Consider the following 21,333-nt stretch of genomic DNA (forward strand, 5'->3'; position numbering starts at 1 on the left):
CAGGTGGTTTGCGACCCCCTGATCCAAAACAGCCGGTCAATGGGCCCAGTCCTTATTCCGGATCAACAGAGCAGAAATATTTTCCGAAAACATTGCGTAACCGAATGGCTTCGTTTATATTTGTAGCCAAATGACTTCATTATGAACTTAAGAAGGGACGTATTCCAAGCCATTTCAGATCCATCGAGGCGAGCAATCCTATTGCTGGTGGCTACAAAAGCCATGACCGCAGGTGCCATCGCTTCAAATTTTGCCACCGCAAGACCAACAGTCTCCAAACACATACAGATCCTGATTGAGTGTGAATTGCTGACACAGGAGCAAATAGGGAGGGAGATTTATTACCATGCCAGCGCCTCAAAGATGAAGGAGGTCGCAGATTATATTGAACAGTTCCGCCAGATGTGGGACGACAGGTTCAACAGACTGGAGACAGTGATGAAAAAGTATAACAGGAAATAAAAATGGAAAACAAGACAGTAGTAAGTGCCGAGGATGGCACACAGGAAATCCTGATCACGAGGGTTTTTGACCTGCCCTTGGAACTGCTTTTCAAAGCATACGAAGAACCCGGGCTCTTTGAAGAATGGATGAACGCCAAAGTACTGAAAATGGACAACAGGGACCACGGCTCTTATGCTTTTGAAACTTGGCATAACGGAAAGGTGGTATTTCGGGCTAACGGGACTTTCCACGAATTTGTACCGCAGAAGAGAATCACACGAACATTTGAAATGGAGGACACCCCTTTTCCCGTTCAGTTAGAATTTTTGGAGTTTGAGGAACTGACAAACCAGACGAGCAAACTGACCATGCAGATAGTGTTCAGGTCCGTTGAATTCAGGAACCGATTATTGCAGATGCCGTTCGCACATGGCCTCAACATGGCACACGACAGGCTACAGGAAAAGGTTAATCGCTTAAAATAGCTGGATATGGCAAGGAAACGAAGAATTATCTATTGGGCGGCAACCATATTCCTGTCAATTGGGATGACCGCCGGGGGTATACAGCAATTGTTGCAGGTAGGTGGCTATAATGCGATCGTGAGTTCATTGGGATACCCTCTCTATCTATTGAGCATCCTCGGAGCCTGGAAATTATTGGGCGTAGCGGCTATCCTGATCCCGAAATTTCCGATACTCAAGGAATGGGCCTATGCAGGTTTCTTCTTTGCAATGTCAGGTGCCTTTGCCTCCCACCTTGCGGTTGGACAGCCATTCGGAGAAGCTGTACCATCATTAATATTGGTTTCGGCAACCGTCCTGTCATGGTACTTCAGGCCAGAAAGCAGAAAAATCACCCCTCAAAAAACCTAAAGAAGTTACCCATGGACCAGAAGATAATTGACCATTATTTTGCGGAGGCAGATAGATGGAAAGAGGAGTTCCAATTGTTGCGCGAGATCGTTCTTGAAAACACCTCTCTTGAAGAAACCTACAAATGGAAGCACCCGTGCTACACATTTCATGGGAAAAACATTGTACTGATACACGGATTTAAAGATTATTGTGCACTACTTTTCCTCAAGGGAGCTTTACTGAAAGATCCGCAGAAGGTACTTATCCAGCAAACCGAAAACGTACAATCGGCGAGGCAGATTAGATTTACCAGTATTGAGCAGATCGAAGCACTCCTGCCCATCCTCAAGGCCTTTATAGCTGAAGCCATAGAGATTGAAATGTCGGGGAAGAAGGTAGAGTTGAGGAAAGCAAGTGACTATCCAGTCCCTGAAGAATTCCAAAGGGCAATTGGAGAGGACCGGGACCTAAAAAAAGCTTTCTATTCCTTAACGCCGGGCCGGCAAAAGGGGTATTTGTTTTATTTCAATCAAGCTAAACAATCCAGGACCAGAGAGGCAAGAATAGAAAAACACTATCAGCAGATTCTGGACGGAAAGGGGTTGGATGAAAAATAGGATGTATTGCCCCGGCATCCGTTCGGTACTAACTGATCAAAATCACCAGAGGGATGGCAGTCCAAAAGACTTGTCCCTGCATTGACGGATTCGGGCTGGGAATGCCGGGTAATATGGAGCCAAACATTTAATCGCAAAGGAGAGATTCCAACATGTCCAGGCTCGCGTTGAAAGCTGAAATAAATATGTGCGCGGCATTAAGTGAGGAAAAATGGAACTTCTGGGATGCCACCTTGTTTTGACAAGAAACACAGAGGAATACATCGCCCCTAACGGCATTGGCACTCCCTTCTGAATCACTGAAAGCCTTCCCCGTCACAGCTATGTGAATATCAGCAGGAATTACGGTCTCCAAACCCTGTAACATGGATTCCGTAACACGCTCTGACTCTGCAGAGAACCGGTCAATCAAGGAACCAGGAACACCTAGGACCTCTTTTTTAACATTTTCGGAATAGCATACAATAGAACCTTCCAAATAGTCCCCCGATTCAGTCTGTAAACTCCATATGCTCGTAAAAAAGCCTCCGGGCATGCTTTCTGCCAACGACAGTTTATACCCGCCTAGACTTATTAGTTCCCCAAGCCGGTTCAATTTCTTTTCATTTATTTTCATATGAATACACTAAAAACACATTTTACCTAGAACAATCGCAAAAACCATTTGTTGGAAGATCCCTTTGGATATTTTCCCAAACAGCACACCGGTCCTCCTTAATATCCGAAAGGTCACTTCAGGATCGACCCAAAATGGCTCCCTTAAATACGGGGAAAGCCGGACAGAAGACACCGTCCTAAACTTCTTTTCATCCAAATTGATTCCCCTCCCATCCCAAAGTACGCTAAAAGAGGTTAACCTGACCGAGGAATGGAATATCGGTTTTCAAAGAATAGAAATGATCACATTCCCATTATATTTTCCATGATGAATAAATGGACAATTAAAAACTTTATCCTCCTTCCGATTGTTCAAAGGCAAACGCTAAACGTGATGGACATGAAATCAGACAACAAAAGAGCAAAAATGCCCCAATATGACAAGGCAGCAGGCAGCAACAGGAAAAAAACAGATAGCAGTAGGGGTCCGGAGACATTGCCCCCATTCATTCCCAAGGGAGAGGAATCAAACATACCCAAAGAGTTCCATCCAAAGGGCAATAGAGCCAATGGCACCCACAAAGACAAATAAAAGGTCAGTTTCCAATGACGGTCCTGACTCATACTGTTAAGGAAAAGGGAAACATAGGGAAAACAGCAGGTTGGCCTGCCAAGGTAACTGTTTAGGTCCGTAGGGATCGACTGTTTCACAACCAGGAATAGGGAACAATATAATCCCTTGTATTTTTATCCCCTTGAAATGCCCTGCCACCATGTGGACTTTCACCCTTACAAATAGGAAATATCCAAGAATTTAGATAGAGACAACGGTCCACCACCAGGATATGGATTTTTATTGTCAACCTCCTAAAGGTGACCTCGATCCAAAACTTTTCCAACTTGCATAAATTTATTACCTTTGCAAAAATTTTAGAGTAAAATGGCAACAAACAGAACTTTTACAATGATCAAGCCAGATGCAGTTGCAAATGGCCACACAGGCGCCATCTTGAATGACATCATTGCTGGCGGCTTCAAGATCGTTGCAATGAAGTACATTCAGCTTAGCGAAGTAAATGCAGGCAAGTTTTATGAGGTTCACAAGGAACGTCCTTTTTACGGAGACCTGGTCAATTTCATGTCTTCGGGACCTATCGTCGCAGCAATCCTGGAAAAGGACAACGCCGTTGAGGATTTCCGTACATTAATCGGTGCCACTGACCCTTCTAAAGCCAGTGAAGGAACTATCCGTAGCAAATACGCTAAATCTATCGATGCTAATGCTATCCACGGGTCCGATTCTGATGAAAATGCTGAGATCGAAGGAGGTTTCTTTTTCTCTCAGTTCGAGAGGTTCTAAGAACCTGGGTCGGCTTGTCCTTGATTTAAGCCCCCAAAATCCTTGTTGCGGACGATGCGGCAAGGATTTTGTCCCTTTCTAGTACCTTAAGGCCTTTTGGAAGCATCCTTGCTGAAATTCCACCAATGTCCTTTTTGATCTTCTTGAATGTATTGACCTCGCTTTCCCGTACCGAAGGTCAATGCACTATTAGCAAACTCCATTTGGTTCCAAATATCCCAGATGTATCCATTATAGCTACGATGTCGCCAAACACTTTGGTGGGTCGCTCTTGGGCATTTTACCATAACGCTAAACTGAAGGTAACCACTCATCCGTAATATCCCCAAAACTAATATTGGTACGAAGGTCCATATCTTTGTTTAATTGACTATTCATTTTAGGCTTCATGGTACCACCCGCATTAATAACAGGGGCTGACAGCTTTATTGCAGAACACCTAAAGTCGCTCCAGGGAAAGTAATAGAATAAACCATTAACAAGGGCACCATGATCTGAAGATGAATACCAGGGGGACATGGAAAACTGGACCATGGATGAGAAAGCCCTGGACGGAGCAGACCATATCGTCCACCTCTCGGTCAGAGCTGGACGACGGGACACCGCTTACAGGGGATCGCAAAAGATTGGTTTATGAAACTAGCATCGGAGCAGGGGATTTTTTGATGGGGAGATTGAAAGGTCACAGCCAGAGAATTACGGGTTTCGTATCGGCATCGGCTATCGGATATTACGGTTTTACCGACCGGTCAGTGCAGAGTGAAGGAAATGGGGAGAAAGGAATCGGGTCCGGTGCAGATCTGTGCGGGAACTGGGAAAAAGCTGCGGACTGGTTCTAAGACAACCATATGGGCTCCTGAGTCACCAAGATCGGGGTTTCACTTGTCCTGGGTAGAAATGGTGGCATCGTAGCTCCCAAACCGACCTCTCTACAGGACATGTTCAGTGCAATATCCAATGAGCTACTGGAAACGAGCTGCCTGATACCCAATAGGGAACCTTTTAAAACATAATGGACCAAGGGATTCCAGGTACTGTGTTCCCTAAAACATATTTGCCTTAGGAATCCTTTGGTGAGAGCCGGAGAGTGACGCCACTCACCAAAGGCTTTTTGGGACCTTTCCCGTGGGAACTGGGTATAACCTGGCGAAAAGGCTCAATTATGCCTGAAGATAACATCAATAGCATCCATTAGTTTCCCTTTTTCGCGGGGATCAACGGGGAATCAACAACCTTCTGCGCTTCATTTGCGCGTAGCTCTCCCCTGCAGAAGAGGTAGATCGAACTGGGCTCAGCGCTGTTATAGGATGGCACGTAACGGATATACCCAAATTCATGCATGTCCTTCAGGCACTTAATGTAACTTACCATCGAAATCTTGGCCCTGTGGGCACCTTGCCTGGCATAGACCCGTATGCACCCCTTGAATTCTGATCTCGCCCACTGTCTTATCAGTGAGAAATAGAGTGAAACGTGCGTACTTGACAACCTGGGGTCACGGTCCATGGCCTGAAAGAAATCGGGAAGCACCTTGGCCAGGGCATTGAAGGTATCGGGTCTCATAAGCTGTGTCCCTTCCTTCCCCCCCTGCTCCGTATCTGGATCTGCCTCTGCTGCTCCTGAAGCTTGGCACTTGGCCGCTGGTCCAATTTGGAACGGTCATCAATGAATTCCTGCCTTATGCCCTGTTCATTGTATATGCAGACTGCCTTGAACCTTGGCAGGGCCTCTACGTACAGTTTATGGGGCCCTGAGCTCAGCTCAAAGGTCACCAGCTGACGGTTGCCCCTGCCAAGTGATTCCAGCAACCTCTTTTTGCTCTGTTCCTCCCTAAGTTCCATGATCGGAAAACGCCCTAGCTGGTTTTCGATGTCATATCCATAGTTTTCATGGAACTGCAGCAGTTTATGGTTGCCCTGGATATCCAAGGTCTTGCCATCCAGTTGGAACCATGCCCTGTACCGTTCCCCCTGGACATTGGTCAGCTCCTTGTGAACCGACCTTCCGTTGAGAAGGTTATATGCTTCCTTTAAGGTAAACCTGTTACTTCCGTTCACCTGGAACCTTCTCGATCCCGTTACCCGGGCACTGTTTTGGGGGAGTTCGACCCGAAAGGAATTGAAGTAGTACCTATCCGTCTGCCTACTCCTGGAAAAGTGCAGTTCTGCCCTTACAGGCTCGGAATCTATCTGTCCCCTGTACTGCAACTGGAACTCCTGTTTGTCCTTTGCCATCTTCGATCTTAGGGCATCTTCAAGTTTGTGTCCGAAACCGCAGTAGAAGAGCTGATTCCTGAGGTATTCAAAGTTTTGTATGTTCATGATGTCTGTTTTTTTATTGGATGAATGGAACCGGAAGGGTCTTTAGGACATGTCTGTTCCTGACCTTTAGCCCCAAATCCCTTCCTCCGGAAAGCTCAATGAGTTCAACCCACAGGTGCTTGCCCTCTGGAATGGTAAAGCTCGGTAGGGAAACAATCCAGGTATACGGCACATGTTCATGCAATTTGTCCTGCTGCCCGTCCACATATTCCGGTATGATTTCAATTTCCTGGGCAGCCGTCCTTTTCGCCGTTCTGTTATCCTTGAGGAAAAGCCTGAACTGGTCGACCTTGAAAGGGATATGGGATTCGTTGTAGAACCGGAAGCGCAGGTACATCCTTTTCCCTTGTATAAATATGCCGTCAAGGCTAAAGCTGATCCCGTCCGATTTCTTCATCAACCTAACGGGAACAAGGTCCGTATTCCGCACCCAATCCATACCTTGCCCCACCTGGATGGGAGGAACCTTTGTGCGGTTCGGGATGGAGGGAACATAGGTACCTTCGGGCAGGTTCTCCCCGACGATCAGGTTGATGGGGTCTGCAAATTCAGCATAGCTAGCCAGGAATGAATGTAACTTCCCGTCTTGTGTGATCACGGTGAGGTTCGTCTGTGTCAGCTCCTTGCTGGCGGCCTTTACCTGCAGGACGTTCTGTACCCCGCTAGCCTTTTGGGCCAGGATATCGAAACTTCCCAGGTCCACGCTCAGGATGGGCATGGAGAAAATGAGGTTGGTCGTCATATTTTCGCTAACCCTTATGCGCTGGGGCATGGGAGCGTACTGTCCATTTGCGAAAGCGGCAAAGGCCAGCAGGAATACCGATAATATTATACAATGTGGTAATTTATCCATGATTTATTTTACTGTTTATTTATCTTTTCTGTTTTCTTTTTATCAAATAATAGCACTCTATAATCAGCGGGCATGATCACTTTTTTCACCTTAATCCTCTTTGCCATAAGTCTCTTTGCTGCCTGTACCCCCAAGGAGGCCGCCTTGGTCTCCCATGAAGGGTCCAGGGATGGCATTCCCAGTTCTTGGACCGATCTATCGGCCGATTCCTGGATACCCTGCCGCAAAATGTCGCCCGGCACATGGACCCCCGGCAAACCATCTAGGTCATGCACCTGCATATCGACCGGCAATATGGACCGTCCGACCCTGAGGTGCTTGATCTTGATGTCCATCCTCTGTGGCGAAAACCTGACCTGGCCGAACACAAGGGCACCCTTTGGGACCTCCTTACCGGCAACGTTCACCGTTTCCATAAGGTGCAGCTTGATGTACGAACCATCGATAAGTTCCTGCCGACCATGGACCGCTGCAGGGATCGCCCCTTGCTCTGGTGGAAGCTTTCCCTGGTCATTTAGCGAATAGAACCTGAAGGCTCTCCGAAATGTGTCCCTTTCGTGCCCATGGGCTGCCAGGACCGAGATTTGGGCCCTTTCCAATGGATGGCCGACCGGTAAGGCACCCACACCTTCTAAGTTTTCCTCCTGCTGTGCCCGGGACCTTAACCTGTCCGGATGCTGGATATCAAGGACCTTGTCGAGCATGGCATTGAGCTGCAGGATTTCCATGTCCTGGCTTGGATCACTGGAAAGTGAGTCCAGATGCGCCTCATGGGCATCCAGAAAGTCCAGCATTTCCTTTTTTGGGGCATTGGTTGCCCCCTGATGGCCGTCGAAGGGGAAAAACCGGTCAGCGTCCCTTCTGGTCGCGGGCGATTCCAGCTCTTGCTGGAGATCCGAAAGCTTTTTAAAGATGTCCTGGGAAAGCTGCTCTCCGGATTGCCGGCCAATGGGCGTGAAATCATAGGCTTCATGTCCGGCAAGGACCTCGGGATCACCATCGGGGTATCCGATGGGGCCCTGCGGCTCTAGGTAGTACGGATCGTGCCTAATGAGCTCCTTGAGCCTTTGGGAATCCCGATCGGCCTTTTCGTAGTGTTCCAGCTTATTAAGGTTTTCTCCCTTATGTGTAACGATATCTGGGAGACCTGCAGGAAAAACGGGATTTTCCTCCGTCCTTGGGGCTTCGGACAGATCTTTTCCGACCCCCATTTTCCAGAAAAACAGGAGCACAAAAGGTATTGCAACCACAGGTGCCAGCAAGAGGAACCTTCCCCTCACCTGTTTACTCATAATTGAATTACTTGTCTGCATGGCATTTTTTTTATTGGTTTTAACGGATCAATCAGGTCTGGTGCGGCTTTGGGGTCCTGCCTCCCTGTTTGTTTTTGCATCGAGTGTATCTTTGTCCCCCTGGCCGAAAACTGTCCCCCTCCCCTTTCCCCTTTCCTGTACAGTACCGGAACCCCGCTGGATCACAGGCATTCCCACAGTACTCGGTCGGGACAACGGCGGGGATCCTGGAAACCAGACCGCAAGGAATATCCTTGTGAGGCAGCAGATGCTCCCGGCCAGGACGAAGATGGACAGACAGATAGTCAAGGTCCGTCTCGACAATCCATCCGCTGCCTTTCCCAGCCTAGAGGAAAACGCTCTTTGCAGCGGTAAGGGTTTATTGTTTCTTTTAGCTTCCATTTTTACGTTATTTGCGGTTACGTGTCCTGATATCCCTGTTCTCAAGGATCTCCCACCGTTCGATGAGAAGTCCATGGGAGTTATTTTCGCTCCTGGAGACCTCCCTTAGCATCCCCTGGCACAGCAGGCTGCGCGTGGTCTGGGTTGTGGGTCTTGTTACCAGCTGGGTGCCGTAGAAACGGAATCTGTAGGGATATTCCGAAAGGTCAACCTCTATGCTGTCCACCCTGAGGCTCTGGTTGACATTTGCCGCAACGAGCTGTGAATAGAAATCCCTCTCCCTGAGATTGTCATATATCTTCTTTGCACTCTGGTCTGCCAGGTAGAGAGCCTTCGTGGTATGCTCGCGTATGGAGGCCTCGTCGGGATCCAGCGTGAAAAAGAGCTCGTGGAACCGCTGGACGTGGTCCCTGGCCTCTGCCGATAGGTTATCCTTCCGTGTGGAGGAACTGGCCAGAAAGGCCTGGCCGTTTCCAAGTACATAGACCGTTTGCTGTTGCCTACTGATCGAGCTGAAGCACCAGTACAGGCACAGACAGCTTATAGAGCTGCTCAGCAGGACTACCAGTATCGTAAAAGTCCTGATATAGCGAAAGGCAGAATCTATATTTTTCATCTTTCTAAACATCGTACATATATTCATGGTTAAGGGTTACCCTTCAGTTTATCCCCCATAAAGCTTGTCTGGGGAGGATCTTTGAAGTATGGTTCGCTTTGGGACCTTTGGGCCATGTTGCTCGAGTTCCTTGCAGGTGGATCGCCCATGGCATCTCCTGCCATGGAGGCCTGTTGGACCATCCTGGTCGGAATGCTTGTGGTTGTGCTAAGGAAGATATTGGTAACGTTCCTGACGAAAGCACCGTTCTCCGAGGCATTGACGATATAGTTGGCAATGCTGGGAACGGCAAAATAGCCCACGATCCCAATGATCAGGAAAATGAGGTACGCGCTGTCCGTAGGTGAGAAAAGGGTATAGCCTCCGTCCTCGATCTGGGAGATGTCCAGCCTTAGCATATTCTGCTGGACCATGCCGATCAGGCTCCCAAAAATATTGGCAACCGGCAACCAAAGGAATATGTTTATGTACCGGGCAAGCCATATCACAAGGCTGTGCTGGAAACCATCGAAGACCGAGAGGCCGAACACGATGGGCCCCATGACGGAGAGGACAACCAGCTGGAAGGTCCGCAGGCAGTCTATACAAAGGGCCGCGGCCTGGAAAAGAACGGTCAGCACCTCGCTCATCCATTCCTTGATCGAATTCCTGAAGTTGTAGGCTGCCTTGGACATGGCAAACTTATAATCATTGCCAAGGCCTTCCCAAAAGCCCTCAGCCTCTGGATCGGCATCTTGGTTGGTGTACCGGTACCATTTGCTCCGATCGCCCTCTCCGTCCTGACCTACGTATATCTGGAACAACTCGGTCCGCTCGAGAGCTTCACGCTTTTGTTTCAGGAGCTCCGAGATCGCCTGGTTTGAGTCGCCCACCATGGCCGAGGTAACCTGGACCACGGGTGACAGGACGCTGTTCACCAGCCCCATCAGGGAAGGAAAGATGGAGATGCAGAAACCTATCACAAAAGGCCGGAAAAGTGGAAAGAAGTCAATGGCCTCCGCCGCAGAGATATGTTTCCATACCCTATATGAAATGTACCAAAGGGCAGCAAACCCCGCAAGGCCTTGGCCCACCCCGATTAGGCTTGAGCACAGGGGCATCATTTCTTCGTACAGCCGTTCGAGGACGAGGTGGAAATTCGTGAAATTTTCGGAGTGATCCTGCCCAATGGCCTGCATGGGGCCAAGGAAAGGCAGACAGACCAGTCCATATCTAATATTTTTCTTCATCGTATTAACTGTTTATTTGGGGTTCATCTGTTCGGTCCTGAAAAGGCTCTCCCGCTGGCCCAGGTCCCTGCCATGGCGAATTCGCTGGAGGCTCAGTATGTCGGTTGACACCAGGAAACGGCGAAGGAACCCTATGGTCTCTTCCATTTTTCTGTGTATCCCGTCGATTGCCGATAGCCGCTCCCCGTCGTCCATCTGTACAAGTCCGCCCGTTACCAGGACGGCAAGTTCTTCTAGGTTCCCCAGAGATTCCGAAAGGACCTTTTGCTGGACAGAGGCGAGATAGCGGAGTTCGCCGATCGAAAAGGCCCCTGAATTCCGGTACCGCTTAATGGATGTATTGCATAGGGAGACCAGATGGAGCTGGATGTTTACGACCTCCTTTACCTTGCGGTATTTCCGGACCGAGGGGCTGGCTTCCATAAGACCTTCCAAAAAGACCCTGTGGAGGTTAAAGTTCCCCTGGGACAGCTGGCTGACCATTCCGTAACCTTTTGACAGAATCGAATAGCTTTGCTTCATCTGAAGTAGGATTTTTTTCAATTGCGCCAATTTCTCTACGTTAAGGACCAACTGGGAAACATCTGCGCTTTGTCCGAACAGCCTTTTTGCTGGAATGGACAGGCAAAGGGATATTAGTAACATGAGCCAATGTTTTTTCATTTTTCAGATTTTATGGGTCCAAAGAGCTGTTGACCGGAGCTCACCTCCGATCGCATGCGTTCCCTGATCCTGGAAGTGGTGTATGAATCATCCAGCCATCCCTTCGAGGTTGCCAGGAGCTCCAGCATCTGGTCATAAATTCCCCGGATCCGGTACATCCGCTGGAAATAATCCATCTGGAGCCGATCGTTTACCAGAAGGGCACCCAGATCCTCAAGTACCCCATCACATTTTTCCAGAATCCCCGAGTATGCCCTGTCCATCAAATGTTCCTCCTGGGCAGAGAACATATCGGTCGACCGAAAAAGCCCATTTACCTGCCGATAGTGCAACAGGATGCTGTAATGCATGCCAAGGATCTCTGGGACCAGCGGATGTTCCCTCAGGCCCGGACTGACAATGCCACGGGAACTGAAGAACAGCCCGTGAAGGTCAAGTTCCCTGCTCCTGGATCCCTGGATATTTCCCCAGCCTGTCCGGAGTAGCCGCGAGCCATCCTCCAGAAGGTCCAAATAAGCCCGCTGGGCGGTAAGCTGCTGGGTGAGGTATTCCTTCTGTATTTTTTTTTGGTGGATCCACTCCCTGAGGGTTTGGCAACTGCCGTTTTGGGCAAGCAGGGAAAGCACCCCAAATAACCAAATGGATATTTTCGTCTCTTTCATATGAGCTATTGTAAATTATACAGTTTTTTGATATTCTCGATCCGTCCCCTTTCTCCGGCCCTCTGGGTCCTAAGGATTAGATTCTGTCGGTTGAAACCCACCAGGTCCATATATTTCCTGTAAATGTCGCTACCTACATTGTTGATGAGTTCCATTCGCTGCCTATCGGTCATGGCCAGGTGAAAGGACATCATTACCGTTCGGATCTGATCTAGGTTGGAGATACTCCTGTCCAGGATCCCAGCATAGACCTTCTCCATATGACCGATCTCTTCTGAGCTGAACACCGGATCCCCTTTCAAAAGCTCCCAGACCCTTTGGTATTCCCTGACCAGTCCTAATTGGAGCCGAATCATCTGGCGGACCTGCTGGAAATTGGCAATGGCGGACCTGACCTTGCTAAACTGTTGGTAATGGTCTTGGTATTGCTCGGTATGTCTCTGGGTCCATTCGGAAATTTCCTGTAGCCTTAGCCTGCTCAGGGAATTCTCCAGTACCTTCTGTGCGTTCTGTAGCCAGATGGTACGGTTCTGTAACCTCTGTACCTTTAGGTCCACTGCTCGTACCACCCGTTTTATACCTGCCCTGATGACCTCGGCCAGTCCGATCTGGGCGTTTGTGCGAAGAAAGCCGCCAACCGCAAGGATCACCACCGTAAGGGCTATACATTTTCTGGTATATCTTTTCATCGTCCTCATATTTTAATTAATCCGCTCCGGATGTCCCTTGCCATATCGGCAATTGCCCGGGAAAGGTCCCCCTGCTGTCGTCGGGTATATTCCGATAGTTTCACCCGTTCCGATTCCTCTGTTGTATAGCATAGGTATTCCTCCAGGGACACTTGGGTACGGTATACCCTGGAATGGACACCTCCCAGTGAAATGAAAACTTCCTTATATTTCTGGGCGGGATCGTTGTCCCGGTTAACCGAGAGCACCATCGCCTTTTCCTTGTCTGTCAGGCCTAACAACTGCTGGACCTGGTCGAACCTGTTCAGGAACTTCCGCTGGTCCAACAGGATTTTGCAGTCGCTGTTATTGACTATGGCCTGTTTGACAATGGGTGAGGATATGATATCCTCGATATCCTGGGTTACCACGATTGCCTCACCGAAGAATTTGCGCACCGTCTTGAATAGGTATTTAATGTACTGGGCGAAACCTTCCTTCATCAACGCCTTCCAGGCTTCCTCGATCAGGATGACCTTTCGGACCCCTTCCAGCTTTCTCATCTTGCCTATGAAGACCTCCATGATGATGATGGTTACCACTGGAAAAAGGATGGGATGCTCCTTGATGCTGTCCAGCTCAAAGACTATGAACCTCTCCTCGAGAAGGTTGAGCTCCTCACGGGAATTGAGCAGGTAATCAAATTCGCCCCCTCTATAGAATGGCCTGAGCACATATAGGAAGTTTTCGATGTCAAAGTCGCTCTGCCTGACCCCCTCTTCCCGCAGAGAGGGTACGTACAGGTCCCGTAGATACTCATAGAAACTGTCAAAACATGGCCATATCTCAGTCCCCGCCGCCAGGTATCCGAAGTAACCTGCGATGGCATTGGAGAGTGCGACGTATTCCGAACGCCTGAAGGCCTCGTCATCCCTTTTCCAAAGGGCAAGGAGAAGGGTCTTGATGCTTTCCTTTTTCTCGGTATCCAGGTTATCTCCCTGACTGATGAAGAAAGGGTTGAAACTCACTGGATGCTCATCGCTATAGGTAAAATATCTTCCTCCGACCAACTGGCACAATCCACGGTAACTGTGCCCTACATCCACCAGTACAACATGGCTGCCCTGTTGGTGGTAACTGCGTAGCATGTGGTTGGTAAAGAAGGATTTTCCGCTCCCTGTAGGTCCAAGGACAAATTTATTGCGGTTGGTACATATCCCCTTGAGGATCGGCTCATCGGAGATATCCACATGGAGCGGCCTTCCCGAAAGGCGTTCTCCGAGCCGGATCCCGGTGGGGCTAATTGAAGTCTCGCTGCCGGTCTCCAGGTTGAGAAAGCAGCTCGCCTGTTCTGCAAAGGTCTCAAAGGTCTCGTTTACCGGAAGGTCGGCCGCATTACCGGGGACACCGGCCCAGAAGATCTGTGGTGCACCTACGCTTTCGTGCTTGCAAAGTGCGCCCATCTTGGACATGGCCGAGGTAACCATGTTCACGAGTGAAGGGAGCTCCTTATGGTCACACGTCCAGGCAAGGACGTTGAAATGTGCCCTTACGGGCAGGCGTTGCTGCGTGAGTGCCTCATGCAGGAAATCTTCTGTGGAATCCCTGGCAACCCTGTTCGCTCGGCTGTATGCCGATAGGGACTGAAGTCTCAGGCGCTTGCGCTCCAACCGCTTGATAGCCTCCTGCTTGTCGGACACCATTATGTACTGGTTATAGACGTGGTCGCAGTTGAGAAGCAGTCCCAAGGGAGAGCTGAACCCCACACTGAAGCGCGTCCTTTCCGTGGAGTACCTCTCGTAGTCAAGCCTGCTCCCGCTCAGCGGGGGGAGATCCTGGGCATCGCTCAGGGTAAACAGCTGGCAGTGGCGGTCCCCGACCTTGATCCCATTGGAAAAATCGATATCCCTGATCACAGGAGGGCCCTGTCCGTCTCCCAGGCCAAAGTAACGTTCGATCAGGCCCGTTCGGACGCCGGAGCTCTTTAGCTCACCTTCGGGCACCCTAGTAAGCCGGACCAGGCCGGAATCCTCCAAGATCCTCTGGAACTGTCCGCAGGCCCCAAGAAATCCCTTCAGGGCTTCCGCTTCAATGGTTTCCTGCGGCACCAGGTTTCCCCGTACCAAGCTAGAGAAAAGGCTGCTCGCCCCCTTCCTGTGCGCGGGCGGTTTGGTCAACATGATATAGCATTGATGGTCAAGGTAGCTCCTTTCGTTAAAGTGGAGCTCGCTTGCCCTTTCCAGGAAACCTGCTTCCAGGTCCCCAAGGCCCGCTCGGAAGCGTTTTTTCTCGAACCAGTCCTGTTTATGCAGGATGCTGCCCTTGGGCAGGGCCTTGATGGCACTTATCCAGCTCTGGTGGAACGTCTCGAACTCTGCGTCCGATAAACTGAATATCTCCGGCATTTTGGCGCGAAAGACAAGGGTGAGGTCGCCCATCTTGCTAAGGATGCAGTCGTGCTCAATGTCCAGAAGGGGGAAGGCCAAGTTGAAGTCTATTTCCATTTCTTTCCCTCCAAAGGCTTGATGCAGATAAAGGTCCTTCTGTCCCTCAAACGGACTGAGCTCGGCAGTTTTCTCCGCGCATACGACTTTAGAAGACCATGACGTCCATATCGCTTGCTCCATTTTTGGACCTGGGCGGTCCAGGCGAGGCCAATAAGGACAAGACCAGAAAGGCTCATGATCCTGGGTGCCCCCGAATAGTACAGTACCAGGAACAGCCCCAGCAAAAGAACGAATCCCAGGGCAAGCAAGGCGATGTACTGGGACTGGAGCCCATGGAACTCGATTGGCCTGTTGATATCCCTATGGATCCTGTATATTGAATTTCCCATGGTCAACTGATTCCAAAAAACGATTCGATTACGGTTGTTACCACCACAAGGAAAACACAGCTCCCGAACCAGGCAGCGGCTACCTTTCCCGTATCGGGATCTCCATTGTTCCATTTCTGGAATACCTTGACCGCTCCGATGAGCCCCAAGAGTGCACCGACACCGTACATGAGCTGGGTACCGGCACCAAAATAACTCCTTATCTGGGAATTTGCCGCTTCGATTCCGGCATTTCCATCCTGGCCAAGGCAGATTCCAGGGACCAGGGAATAGACAGCCAACATCACTGCACCTGCACGCAGGTTCAACCCTATGGTCGCGCTATGGACCATTTCTATAGCTTTTTTCATGAAACAAATAATTTTTTATGTTATTGAAAGGATGGCTTGTGGTCCCGTGACACCTGTGATACGATATAAAGAAGGTGTTTTCACCATGCAGGTTCCGGGAGCACAGGCCAACTCTCAACTTATTCTACAATTGACCTATCCTCTCCCTTACTGTCGATTCGGGGACCTGGACACCGAAGTTTGCCAGCTCAACGAGGAGCGCCTCAATCAGGCTTCCATGGCGCGCCCAGTCCTTGGTGGGATTGAACTTTTCCAACAGGTCACGCAGGGAATCCCATTGGATTTCCGGCCCGCCTTCCGAGTTGCGATATGGCACAAGGTAAAGGCGCAGCTGCTCAAGGAATTCCTCGGAGAGCTCGTGATCGCTACCCGGGCCATCCTCGGAGCTTTCGCGCGAACCGATATGCAGGATGTCCCTGCTCTCCCTTTGAAGGCTTGAAAATCCATTACCCCTTTTGGACCGGCCCAGGAATCTCTTCCCGTAAAGGCTCGATAGGGCCCATCCATAATATATGGCCAGGGCGATCATAAGTGGGAGCAGGACCTGCGACCACGTCAGCTTTTCTAACATTTTTTCTCCTTTAAATGGTTTATAACACGGGGCCGTCCCTTCTATGCGGGCAGCAGCCCAATTGTTCCACAAAATAAGATGGAAGGATTTTTTTGCACAAGTACAACTATTGGCTGTACCCAGGTTGTACCCTGGGGGGGCGTTACATACCGTTTTCCGCATTTCAGCCCCCTGGATACCACTGGACGCAACATTAATGTTCTGACCTACCTACGATTTTTTTCAGGAGGGGTTTTCTGGACCCCGACCGATTACCTTTGGACCGAAGGATTATTTTGCCAACACTAAAAACAACTTGGACATGGAAGACAACAGAAGGAATGTTTCCCTACAGGAAATCCGGGACATGGACCTGGTGAGCTACCTGGCTAACCTTGGCCATGAACCCTCTAAGATCCGGAACAATGATTTTTGGTACCTCTCCCCGCTTCGGGACGAGACCGTCCCCTCCTTTAAGGTGAACCGCAGGATCAACAGGTGGTACGACCATGGTATGGGCCGGGGAGGAAACCTGATAGATTTTGCCATCCTCTACCAAAACTACAGCCTTTCCGAATTCCTAGCAGGGTTCAGGAACGGATCACCGGTCACGATGACCTCAACAAGGGCCTTGCGCCAACGGCCGGCCCGGCCCGAGAGCGGGATCAAAATAGTCGAGCAGAGGTCCCTGAGGTCCGACTCGCTGCTCCGGTACATCCAGGAACGCAGGGTTTCCGTACATATGGCCGACAGGTACTGTCGGGAGATAAATTATGAAATATCGGGGAACAGGTACCTGGGAATAGGGTTTCCCAATGATGGAGGAGGCTTTGAGATCCGTAGCCCCGATTATAAATTGGGCAGCTCACCCAAGGACATCTCAAGCCATGGGACGGGCAGCAGCGAGATCCTGGTCTTTGAGGGTTTCATGGATTTCCTGACATTCAGGACCCTACATCCGGAAATAGACGAATCAAGGGTGGACTTCATGGTCCTCAACTCCGTATCCTTCTTCGAAAGGGCAAGGGAAAAAATGGAAACACACCAGCAGATCTCCCTATACCTGGACCGTGACAGGGCAGGGTCCGAGCTGACCATGTACGCCCTGTCCCTGGACGATAGGTACAGGGACCAGAGCATCCTGTACAAGAACCACAAGGACCTTAATGACTGGGCCATGAATCCGGGGAGGTTGGCGGCACCTGCCCATGCCCGAAGAATATCCAGATAACCCCATAGACCACTCGATATGACAAGCGATCAGTTGCGCACCAAGGCCATCACAATCAATTTCACGCAGGAGGAGTATGACGAACTGCAGAAACGGAAAGAGAACAGCACCTGCCCGAACATGGCACTTTACCTCAGAAAGAGGCTCTATTCCCGCAAGATCGTCACCACGTTCCGGAACCGTTCACAGGACGACATCCTCGAGGAGATCTCGCGGTCCAGGAGATGCCTGGAGAGTGCCAGGGCCCAGCTGGCCCATGCGCTAACGGAAAGTCCGGAGAGGGCATATCTATTGGAAATCACGGATCGGATCGACCTGGAGATGCGAAAGCAGACCTCATTGGTAAAAAAACTCCTCTCGTTATGGTTGCCCTGACCCACGACCTGGCGGACGTATCCAGGATAATCGCCTACCACGAGAACAAGGTATCCTCTGGGATAGCAGAGTGCCTACTGGCAGCCAACATGCCACTTTCCTCAGTGGACCTTAGCTCCAGGCAGAAGAAATGGTACATGGTCAACCGGTGTACGCTCAATGCAAACATCAAGCTTCCCTGCCTGCACGCCATCCTTGGGTTCCACCCTCTTGACGGAAGGCTCTCCAATGCCCAGTTCAGCGAGATTGCCGAACGCTATATGGACCTTATTGGGTTTGGACATCAGCCCTTTTTGGTATATAGGCATACGGACACCTTCCACCCCCATTTGCACATCGTATCAACGAACATACGCAGCGATGGGAGCCAAATCTATACGCACAGGCTGGGGCAGCGGCTTTCCTTCCCCGCTGCAAAACGACTGGAAGATGATTTCGGACTGGTCAGCGCAATGGGATATGCACGTGACCAGCAGGAGCGTCCCTTGCCCAGGAAAGAGCTCCTCCAGGCCGGTCAGCCCCTCACAAAGGCTCTCCGTGACATATTGCTCTATCTCCAGGAAACATATAGCTTTTCAGATTTACAGGAATGGAACGCCCTGCTAAGGCCTTTCAATATACTTGCGCTGAGCCCCAGGGACTGTCCGGGCGAAGCGAAAAAAGGCCTGATCTACTACATGACCGACAAATGCCAAAGGGCCATAAGCAAAGGGATCCCCGGCTCCCACCTCTCGCCCGGACTCCGTTCCCCCAACCCATACAGCCTGAAGGACTCCCCAGGGGCACTTACCTCCCGTTCACGTATACGCACCATCCTGCAGCGGGAACTGGAGAATTCCGGAAATAGGGAAAACTCTCTTGCAGATCGGCTCCGGAGACAGGGGATCGAACTTGTCGAGTCACCCGGTAAGCCCAAGGGTCCCTGCGAGATCGTGGTGGTCGACCACCTGATGCGGTGCGCGCTCCACGAGAACAGGCTGGGCCTAGACATCAGCGCCCTCCGGATGGGCCAGCGGGAGGAATCCACCTCGGTAAAAAAACACAAAGTTCCCACGCACTGGTCACTTAAACTATGATACCCAAATCCCAACCGAAATGAACAATACCGAAAATATACAGGCACTGAAAAAAATATCGGACATGGGCAGGCTGATTGCCGTGTCCTTGCTCGTTCTGCACTTCTACCATGTGGGTTATCACTGGTTCAGCAGGATAGGTATGAGCTGGCCCTTGACCGATAGGATCCTGAACTCCATTGCGGGCACGGGGCTCCTGGACACCTTTAACCGCTGCAAGTTCTTTTGCCTATTGTTCCTGCTCGTTTCCATGGTGGGAACCAGGGGAAAGAAGGGCACCCGGTTCCATCTTACCGGAGCATTTGCCTGGCTGCTCTCGGGAATCTGCCTTTTTTTCTCCAGCGGCCTCATTTTCCGCCTGTTAGGTGCCACCCCTGCGGTACTGTCGGTATACTATGTGCTGAGCACGGCGGGCGTCCTGGCCGTTATCAAAGGGATGACCACCATTGCCCGGATACTCTGGACCGGTCTGTCAGGCCAGGACATATTCAACCTGCGGAACCAGACCTTTCCCCAACAGGAGGACCTGCTGGAAAACGAATATTCCATCAACCTTCCCTACCAGTACCGTTTAGGTGACCGAAGGAGAACGGGCTGGATCAACATAATCAATCCATTCAGGGCGACCCTGGTCCTGGGAAACCCCGGATCGGGCAAATCATATTACGTAATCCGCCATATCATCTCCCAGCACATTAAAAAAGGTTTTTCCATGCTGGTGTACGACTTTAAGTACGATGATCTCTCCAAAATAGCATACCATCACTGGTTAAGGGGAGGAAAGAAAATGAGCTTCTTCCGTATTGACTTTGACAACCTCTCCAGGACCCACAGGTGCAATCCCCTGGAACCCTCGGCAATGAGCGACATCACCGATGCAGCGGAATCTGCCAGGACCATTCTGTTGGGCCTGAACAGGGAATGGGTAAAGCGGCAGGGTGATTTCTTCGTGGAATCGGCTATCAACCTCTTGACCGCCGTGATCTGGTACCTCAGGTGCTACCGTAACGGAGAGTTCTGCACCCTTCCGCACGTAATTGAGCTCATGCAGCAGGACTATGACAGGCTGTTCTCCCTGCTGCGGAGCCAAGAGGAGATCCAGGTACTGATAAACCCCTTTGTCAATGCCTACCTGAACAATGTCATGGAACAGCTCGAAGGCCAGGTCGCCTCGGCAAAGATCGCCCTGGCCCGACTGTCCTCGCCCCAGCTCTACTACGTTCTTTCGGGGAACGATTTCAGCCTTGACATCAACAACCCCGAATCGCCAAAGATAGTCTGCATGGGCAACAATCCCCAGAAGGTCCAGATCTATGGGGCCGTGATATCGCTTTTCGTAAACCGTTTGATCAAGCAGGTCAACAGAAAGGGGATGCTCAAGTGCAGCCTTATCTTCGATGAGTTCCCGACCATCTACCTGAACAATATTGATAGCCTGATCGCTACGGCCAGGAGCAACAAAGTGGCCACCAGTCTTTGCGTGCAGGACATTTCCCAGCTCCGAAAGGACTATGGCAGGGACCAGGCCGACGTCATATTGAACATAGTGGGAAACGTGATCAGCGGACAGGTCTCAGGGGAGACTGCAAAACAGCTTTCCGAAAGGTTTGGGAAGATCATGCAGGACAGGCAGAGCCTATCGATAAATTCCAGCGACACGTCCATCGGTCTGTCCAGTCAGCTAGATTCGGCAATCCCACCATCGGTGATCTCGAGCCTTTCCTCCGGGGAATTTGTGGGAATGGTGGCGGACGAGCCCAAGATGCCGGTGTCCCTCAAGGCCTTCCATGGCAAGATAATAAACAACCACCGTGAGATCGCCAGGGAAGAATCCAGTTACCTGGGTGCCCAGGAGCTCACCAGGCCCAACGAAGGGATAGTCTCCAAGAACTATCAGCAGATCAAACGCGACATCCAGGACATCACATACTCGGAAATGGACAGGCTGATTTCCGATCCCACCACAAGGCACCTGGTCATCTCCGGGAAATGACCCCGTTACCAGGCCTATATCCCTGTGCACATGCCTGAGAGGCGGCGCTGTCGAAATTCCTGGCAACGGACCGCAAATTGTCGGACCGTTAATGGAAATTATTTCAATATTCCTTAAATTTAGGTCCAGAAACCTTTATTTACCGGCCATGAGAGAATTCCTTCTGCTTAGCATCCTGTCCTTCCTGTTTTATTCCGATGGGTTTTCCCAGCGGAATTATATAAATGCTTGATTCCTCTAAAGTACAACAATCTTTCCTAGGTATGACGGATTTTTTTTAGAAAAGAATACCTGTGAAACTACGGTTTATCCTGAAATTCAAGAAGAAGATTCCTTGATTT

26 protein-coding genes are annotated in these 21,333 nt (G+C 50.3%); 12 read left to right on the forward strand and 14 right to left on the reverse strand.

What is annotated here, in order from left to right:
* Positions 1-141 precede the first annotated feature (141 nt).
* From CKW03_RS18420 to CKW03_RS18435, 4 genes are read left to right on the forward strand one after another with little or no spacing between them, the layout of a single operon-like run.
* Positions 142-462, forward strand: coding sequence for an ArsR/SmtB family transcription factor (locus CKW03_RS18420; RefSeq protein WP_093099344.1), 321 nt, complete (start codon positions 142-144; stop codon positions 460-462).
* 2 nt (positions 463-464) lie between these two features.
* Complete coding sequence (locus tag CKW03_RS18425) at positions 465-929, forward strand: SRPBCC family protein (protein ID WP_093099345.1); 465 nt, start codon at positions 465-467, stop codon at positions 927-929.
* A gap of 6 nt (positions 930-935) precedes the next feature.
* On the forward strand, positions 936-1,319 hold the full coding sequence (locus CKW03_RS18430) for a DoxX family protein (RefSeq protein ID WP_093099347.1): 384 nt from the start codon (positions 936-938) through the stop codon (positions 1,317-1,319).
* 11 nt (positions 1,320-1,330) lie between these two features.
* Positions 1,331-1,918 carry a YdeI/OmpD-associated family protein gene (locus CKW03_RS18435; protein WP_093099692.1) on the forward strand — a complete coding sequence of 196 codons (588 nt, stop codon included), beginning with the start codon at positions 1,331-1,333 and terminating at the stop codon, positions 1,916-1,918.
* Between the two features lie 127 nt (positions 1,919-2,045).
* Here CKW03_RS18435 and CKW03_RS18440 read toward each other — a convergent pair whose 3' ends face one another.
* Positions 2,046-2,534, reverse strand: coding sequence for a CinA family protein (locus tag CKW03_RS18440; RefSeq protein ID WP_093099348.1), 489 nt, complete (start codon positions 2,532-2,534; stop codon positions 2,046-2,048).
* Between the two features lie 381 nt (positions 2,535-2,915).
* Between CKW03_RS18440 and CKW03_RS18450 the strand changes: the two genes are divergently transcribed.
* Entirely contained in the window at positions 2,916-3,107 is a 192-nt protein-coding gene (locus CKW03_RS18450; protein ID WP_139185487.1) for a hypothetical protein, read from the forward strand.
* Positions 3,108-3,455: 348 nt separating this feature from the next.
* Complete coding sequence (locus CKW03_RS18460; RefSeq protein WP_093099354.1) at positions 3,456-3,875, forward strand: nucleoside-diphosphate kinase; 420 nt, start codon at positions 3,456-3,458, stop codon at positions 3,873-3,875.
* 25 nt (positions 3,876-3,900) lie between these two features.
* Here the strand turns inward: CKW03_RS18460 and CKW03_RS20945 are convergent, their stop codons facing one another.
* Positions 3,901-3,981: a hypothetical protein gene (locus tag CKW03_RS20945; RefSeq protein ID WP_373865673.1), complete on the reverse strand. Its 81-nt coding sequence runs from the start codon at positions 3,979-3,981 to the stop codon at positions 3,901-3,903.
* Positions 3,982-4,000: 19 nt separating this feature from the next.
* Between CKW03_RS20945 and CKW03_RS20525 the strand changes: the two genes are divergently transcribed.
* Together CKW03_RS20525 and CKW03_RS18470 are read left to right on the forward strand one after the other, a co-directional pair.
* Complete coding sequence (locus CKW03_RS20525; protein ID WP_139185488.1) at positions 4,001-4,195, forward strand: hypothetical protein; 195 nt, start codon at positions 4,001-4,003, stop codon at positions 4,193-4,195.
* A gap of 216 nt (positions 4,196-4,411) precedes the next feature.
* Positions 4,412-4,714 carry a hypothetical protein gene (locus tag CKW03_RS18470; protein WP_139185489.1) on the forward strand — a complete coding sequence of 101 codons (303 nt, stop codon included), beginning with the start codon at positions 4,412-4,414 and terminating at the stop codon, positions 4,712-4,714.
* Between the two features lie 720 nt (positions 4,715-5,434).
* Here CKW03_RS18470 and CKW03_RS18475 read toward each other — a convergent pair.
* The 12 genes from CKW03_RS18475 to CKW03_RS20530 form a co-directional block, all read right to left on the reverse strand.
* Positions 5,435-6,196, reverse strand: coding sequence for a hypothetical protein (locus tag CKW03_RS18475; RefSeq protein WP_093099359.1), 762 nt, complete (start codon positions 6,194-6,196; stop codon positions 5,435-5,437).
* Positions 6,197-6,209: 13 nt separating this feature from the next.
* Positions 6,210-7,049, reverse strand: coding sequence for a conjugative transposon protein TraN (gene traN / locus CKW03_RS18480; protein WP_093099360.1), 840 nt, complete (start codon positions 7,047-7,049; stop codon positions 6,210-6,212).
* Between the two features lie 8 nt (positions 7,050-7,057).
* Entirely contained in the window at positions 7,058-8,362 is a 1,305-nt protein-coding gene (gene traM / locus CKW03_RS18485) for a conjugative transposon protein TraM (RefSeq protein ID WP_093099362.1), read from the reverse strand.
* A 388-nt stretch (positions 8,363-8,750) separates the two neighbouring features.
* Positions 8,751-9,371, reverse strand: coding sequence for a conjugative transposon protein TraK (gene traK, locus CKW03_RS18490; protein WP_093099694.1), 621 nt, complete (start codon positions 9,369-9,371; stop codon positions 8,751-8,753).
* A gap of 17 nt (positions 9,372-9,388) precedes the next feature.
* Positions 9,389-10,588, reverse strand: coding sequence for a conjugative transposon protein TraJ (traJ, locus tag CKW03_RS18495; protein ID WP_093099364.1), 1,200 nt, complete (start codon positions 10,586-10,588; stop codon positions 9,389-9,391).
* Between the two features lie 12 nt (positions 10,589-10,600).
* Positions 10,601-11,251: a hypothetical protein gene (locus CKW03_RS18500; RefSeq protein WP_093099366.1), complete on the reverse strand. Its 651-nt coding sequence runs from the start codon at positions 11,249-11,251 to the stop codon at positions 10,601-10,603.
* A complete protein-coding gene (locus CKW03_RS18505) occupies positions 11,248-11,913 on the reverse strand; it encodes a hypothetical protein (protein ID WP_093099368.1) in 666 nt (221 codons plus the stop codon). Before CKW03_RS18505 ends, CKW03_RS18500 begins: the two co-directional genes overlap by 4 nt.
* Positions 11,914-11,918: 5 nt before the next feature.
* On the reverse strand, positions 11,919-12,602 hold the full coding sequence (locus tag CKW03_RS18510) for a conjugal transfer protein TraI (protein WP_139185490.1): 684 nt from the start codon (positions 12,600-12,602) through the stop codon (positions 11,919-11,921).
* Positions 12,603-12,607: 5 nt separating this feature from the next.
* On the reverse strand, positions 12,608-15,085 hold the full coding sequence (locus tag CKW03_RS18515; protein ID WP_093099371.1) for a TraG family conjugative transposon ATPase: 2,478 nt from the start codon (positions 15,083-15,085) through the stop codon (positions 12,608-12,610).
* Positions 15,076-15,531 (reverse strand): DUF4133 domain-containing protein, encoded by a 456-nt coding sequence (locus CKW03_RS20950; protein WP_093099373.1) that lies wholly within the window; start codon positions 15,529-15,531, stop codon positions 15,076-15,078. The genes CKW03_RS18515 and CKW03_RS20950 overlap by 10 nt, the downstream gene beginning before the upstream one ends.
* Complete coding sequence (locus CKW03_RS18525) at positions 15,420-15,701, reverse strand: DUF4134 domain-containing protein (protein WP_236736539.1); 282 nt, start codon at positions 15,699-15,701, stop codon at positions 15,420-15,422. Before CKW03_RS18525 ends, CKW03_RS20950 begins: the two co-directional genes overlap by 112 nt.
* A 190-nt stretch (positions 15,702-15,891) precedes the next feature.
* Positions 15,892-16,338 carry a hypothetical protein gene (locus CKW03_RS20530; protein WP_139185491.1) on the reverse strand — a complete coding sequence of 149 codons (447 nt, stop codon included), beginning with the start codon at positions 16,336-16,338 and terminating at the stop codon, positions 15,892-15,894.
* 301 nt (positions 16,339-16,639) lie between these two features.
* Here CKW03_RS20530 and CKW03_RS18535 point away from each other — a divergent pair, with 301 nt between their 5' ends.
* From CKW03_RS18535 to mobC, 4 genes are read left to right on the forward strand one after another with little or no spacing between them, the layout of a single operon-like run.
* The gene (locus tag CKW03_RS18535) at positions 16,640-17,548 is read left to right on the forward strand and encodes a DUF8464 domain-containing protein (RefSeq protein WP_093099379.1); all 909 of its coding nucleotides are present in this window, start codon (positions 16,640-16,642) and stop codon (positions 17,546-17,548) included.
* A gap of 18 nt (positions 17,549-17,566) precedes the next feature.
* On the forward strand, positions 17,567-17,923 hold the full coding sequence (locus CKW03_RS20535) for a hypothetical protein (protein WP_157739568.1): 357 nt from the start codon (positions 17,567-17,569) through the stop codon (positions 17,921-17,923).
* Positions 17,911-18,999 (forward strand): relaxase/mobilization nuclease domain-containing protein, encoded by a 1,089-nt coding sequence (locus CKW03_RS18540; protein WP_157739570.1) that lies wholly within the window; start codon positions 17,911-17,913, stop codon positions 18,997-18,999. Before CKW03_RS20535 ends, CKW03_RS18540 begins: the two co-directional genes overlap by 13 nt.
* A gap of 19 nt (positions 19,000-19,018) precedes the next feature.
* Positions 19,019-20,992: a conjugal transfer protein MobC gene (gene mobC, locus CKW03_RS18545; protein WP_093099383.1), complete on the forward strand. Its 1,974-nt coding sequence runs from the start codon at positions 19,019-19,021 to the stop codon at positions 20,990-20,992.
* The last annotated feature ends 341 nt before the right edge of the window (positions 20,993-21,333 follow it).

This window comes from Sphingobacterium mizutaii, assembly GCF_900187125.1.
Taxonomy (GTDB): domain Bacteria; phylum Bacteroidota; class Bacteroidia; order Sphingobacteriales; family Sphingobacteriaceae; genus Sphingobacterium; species Sphingobacterium mizutaii.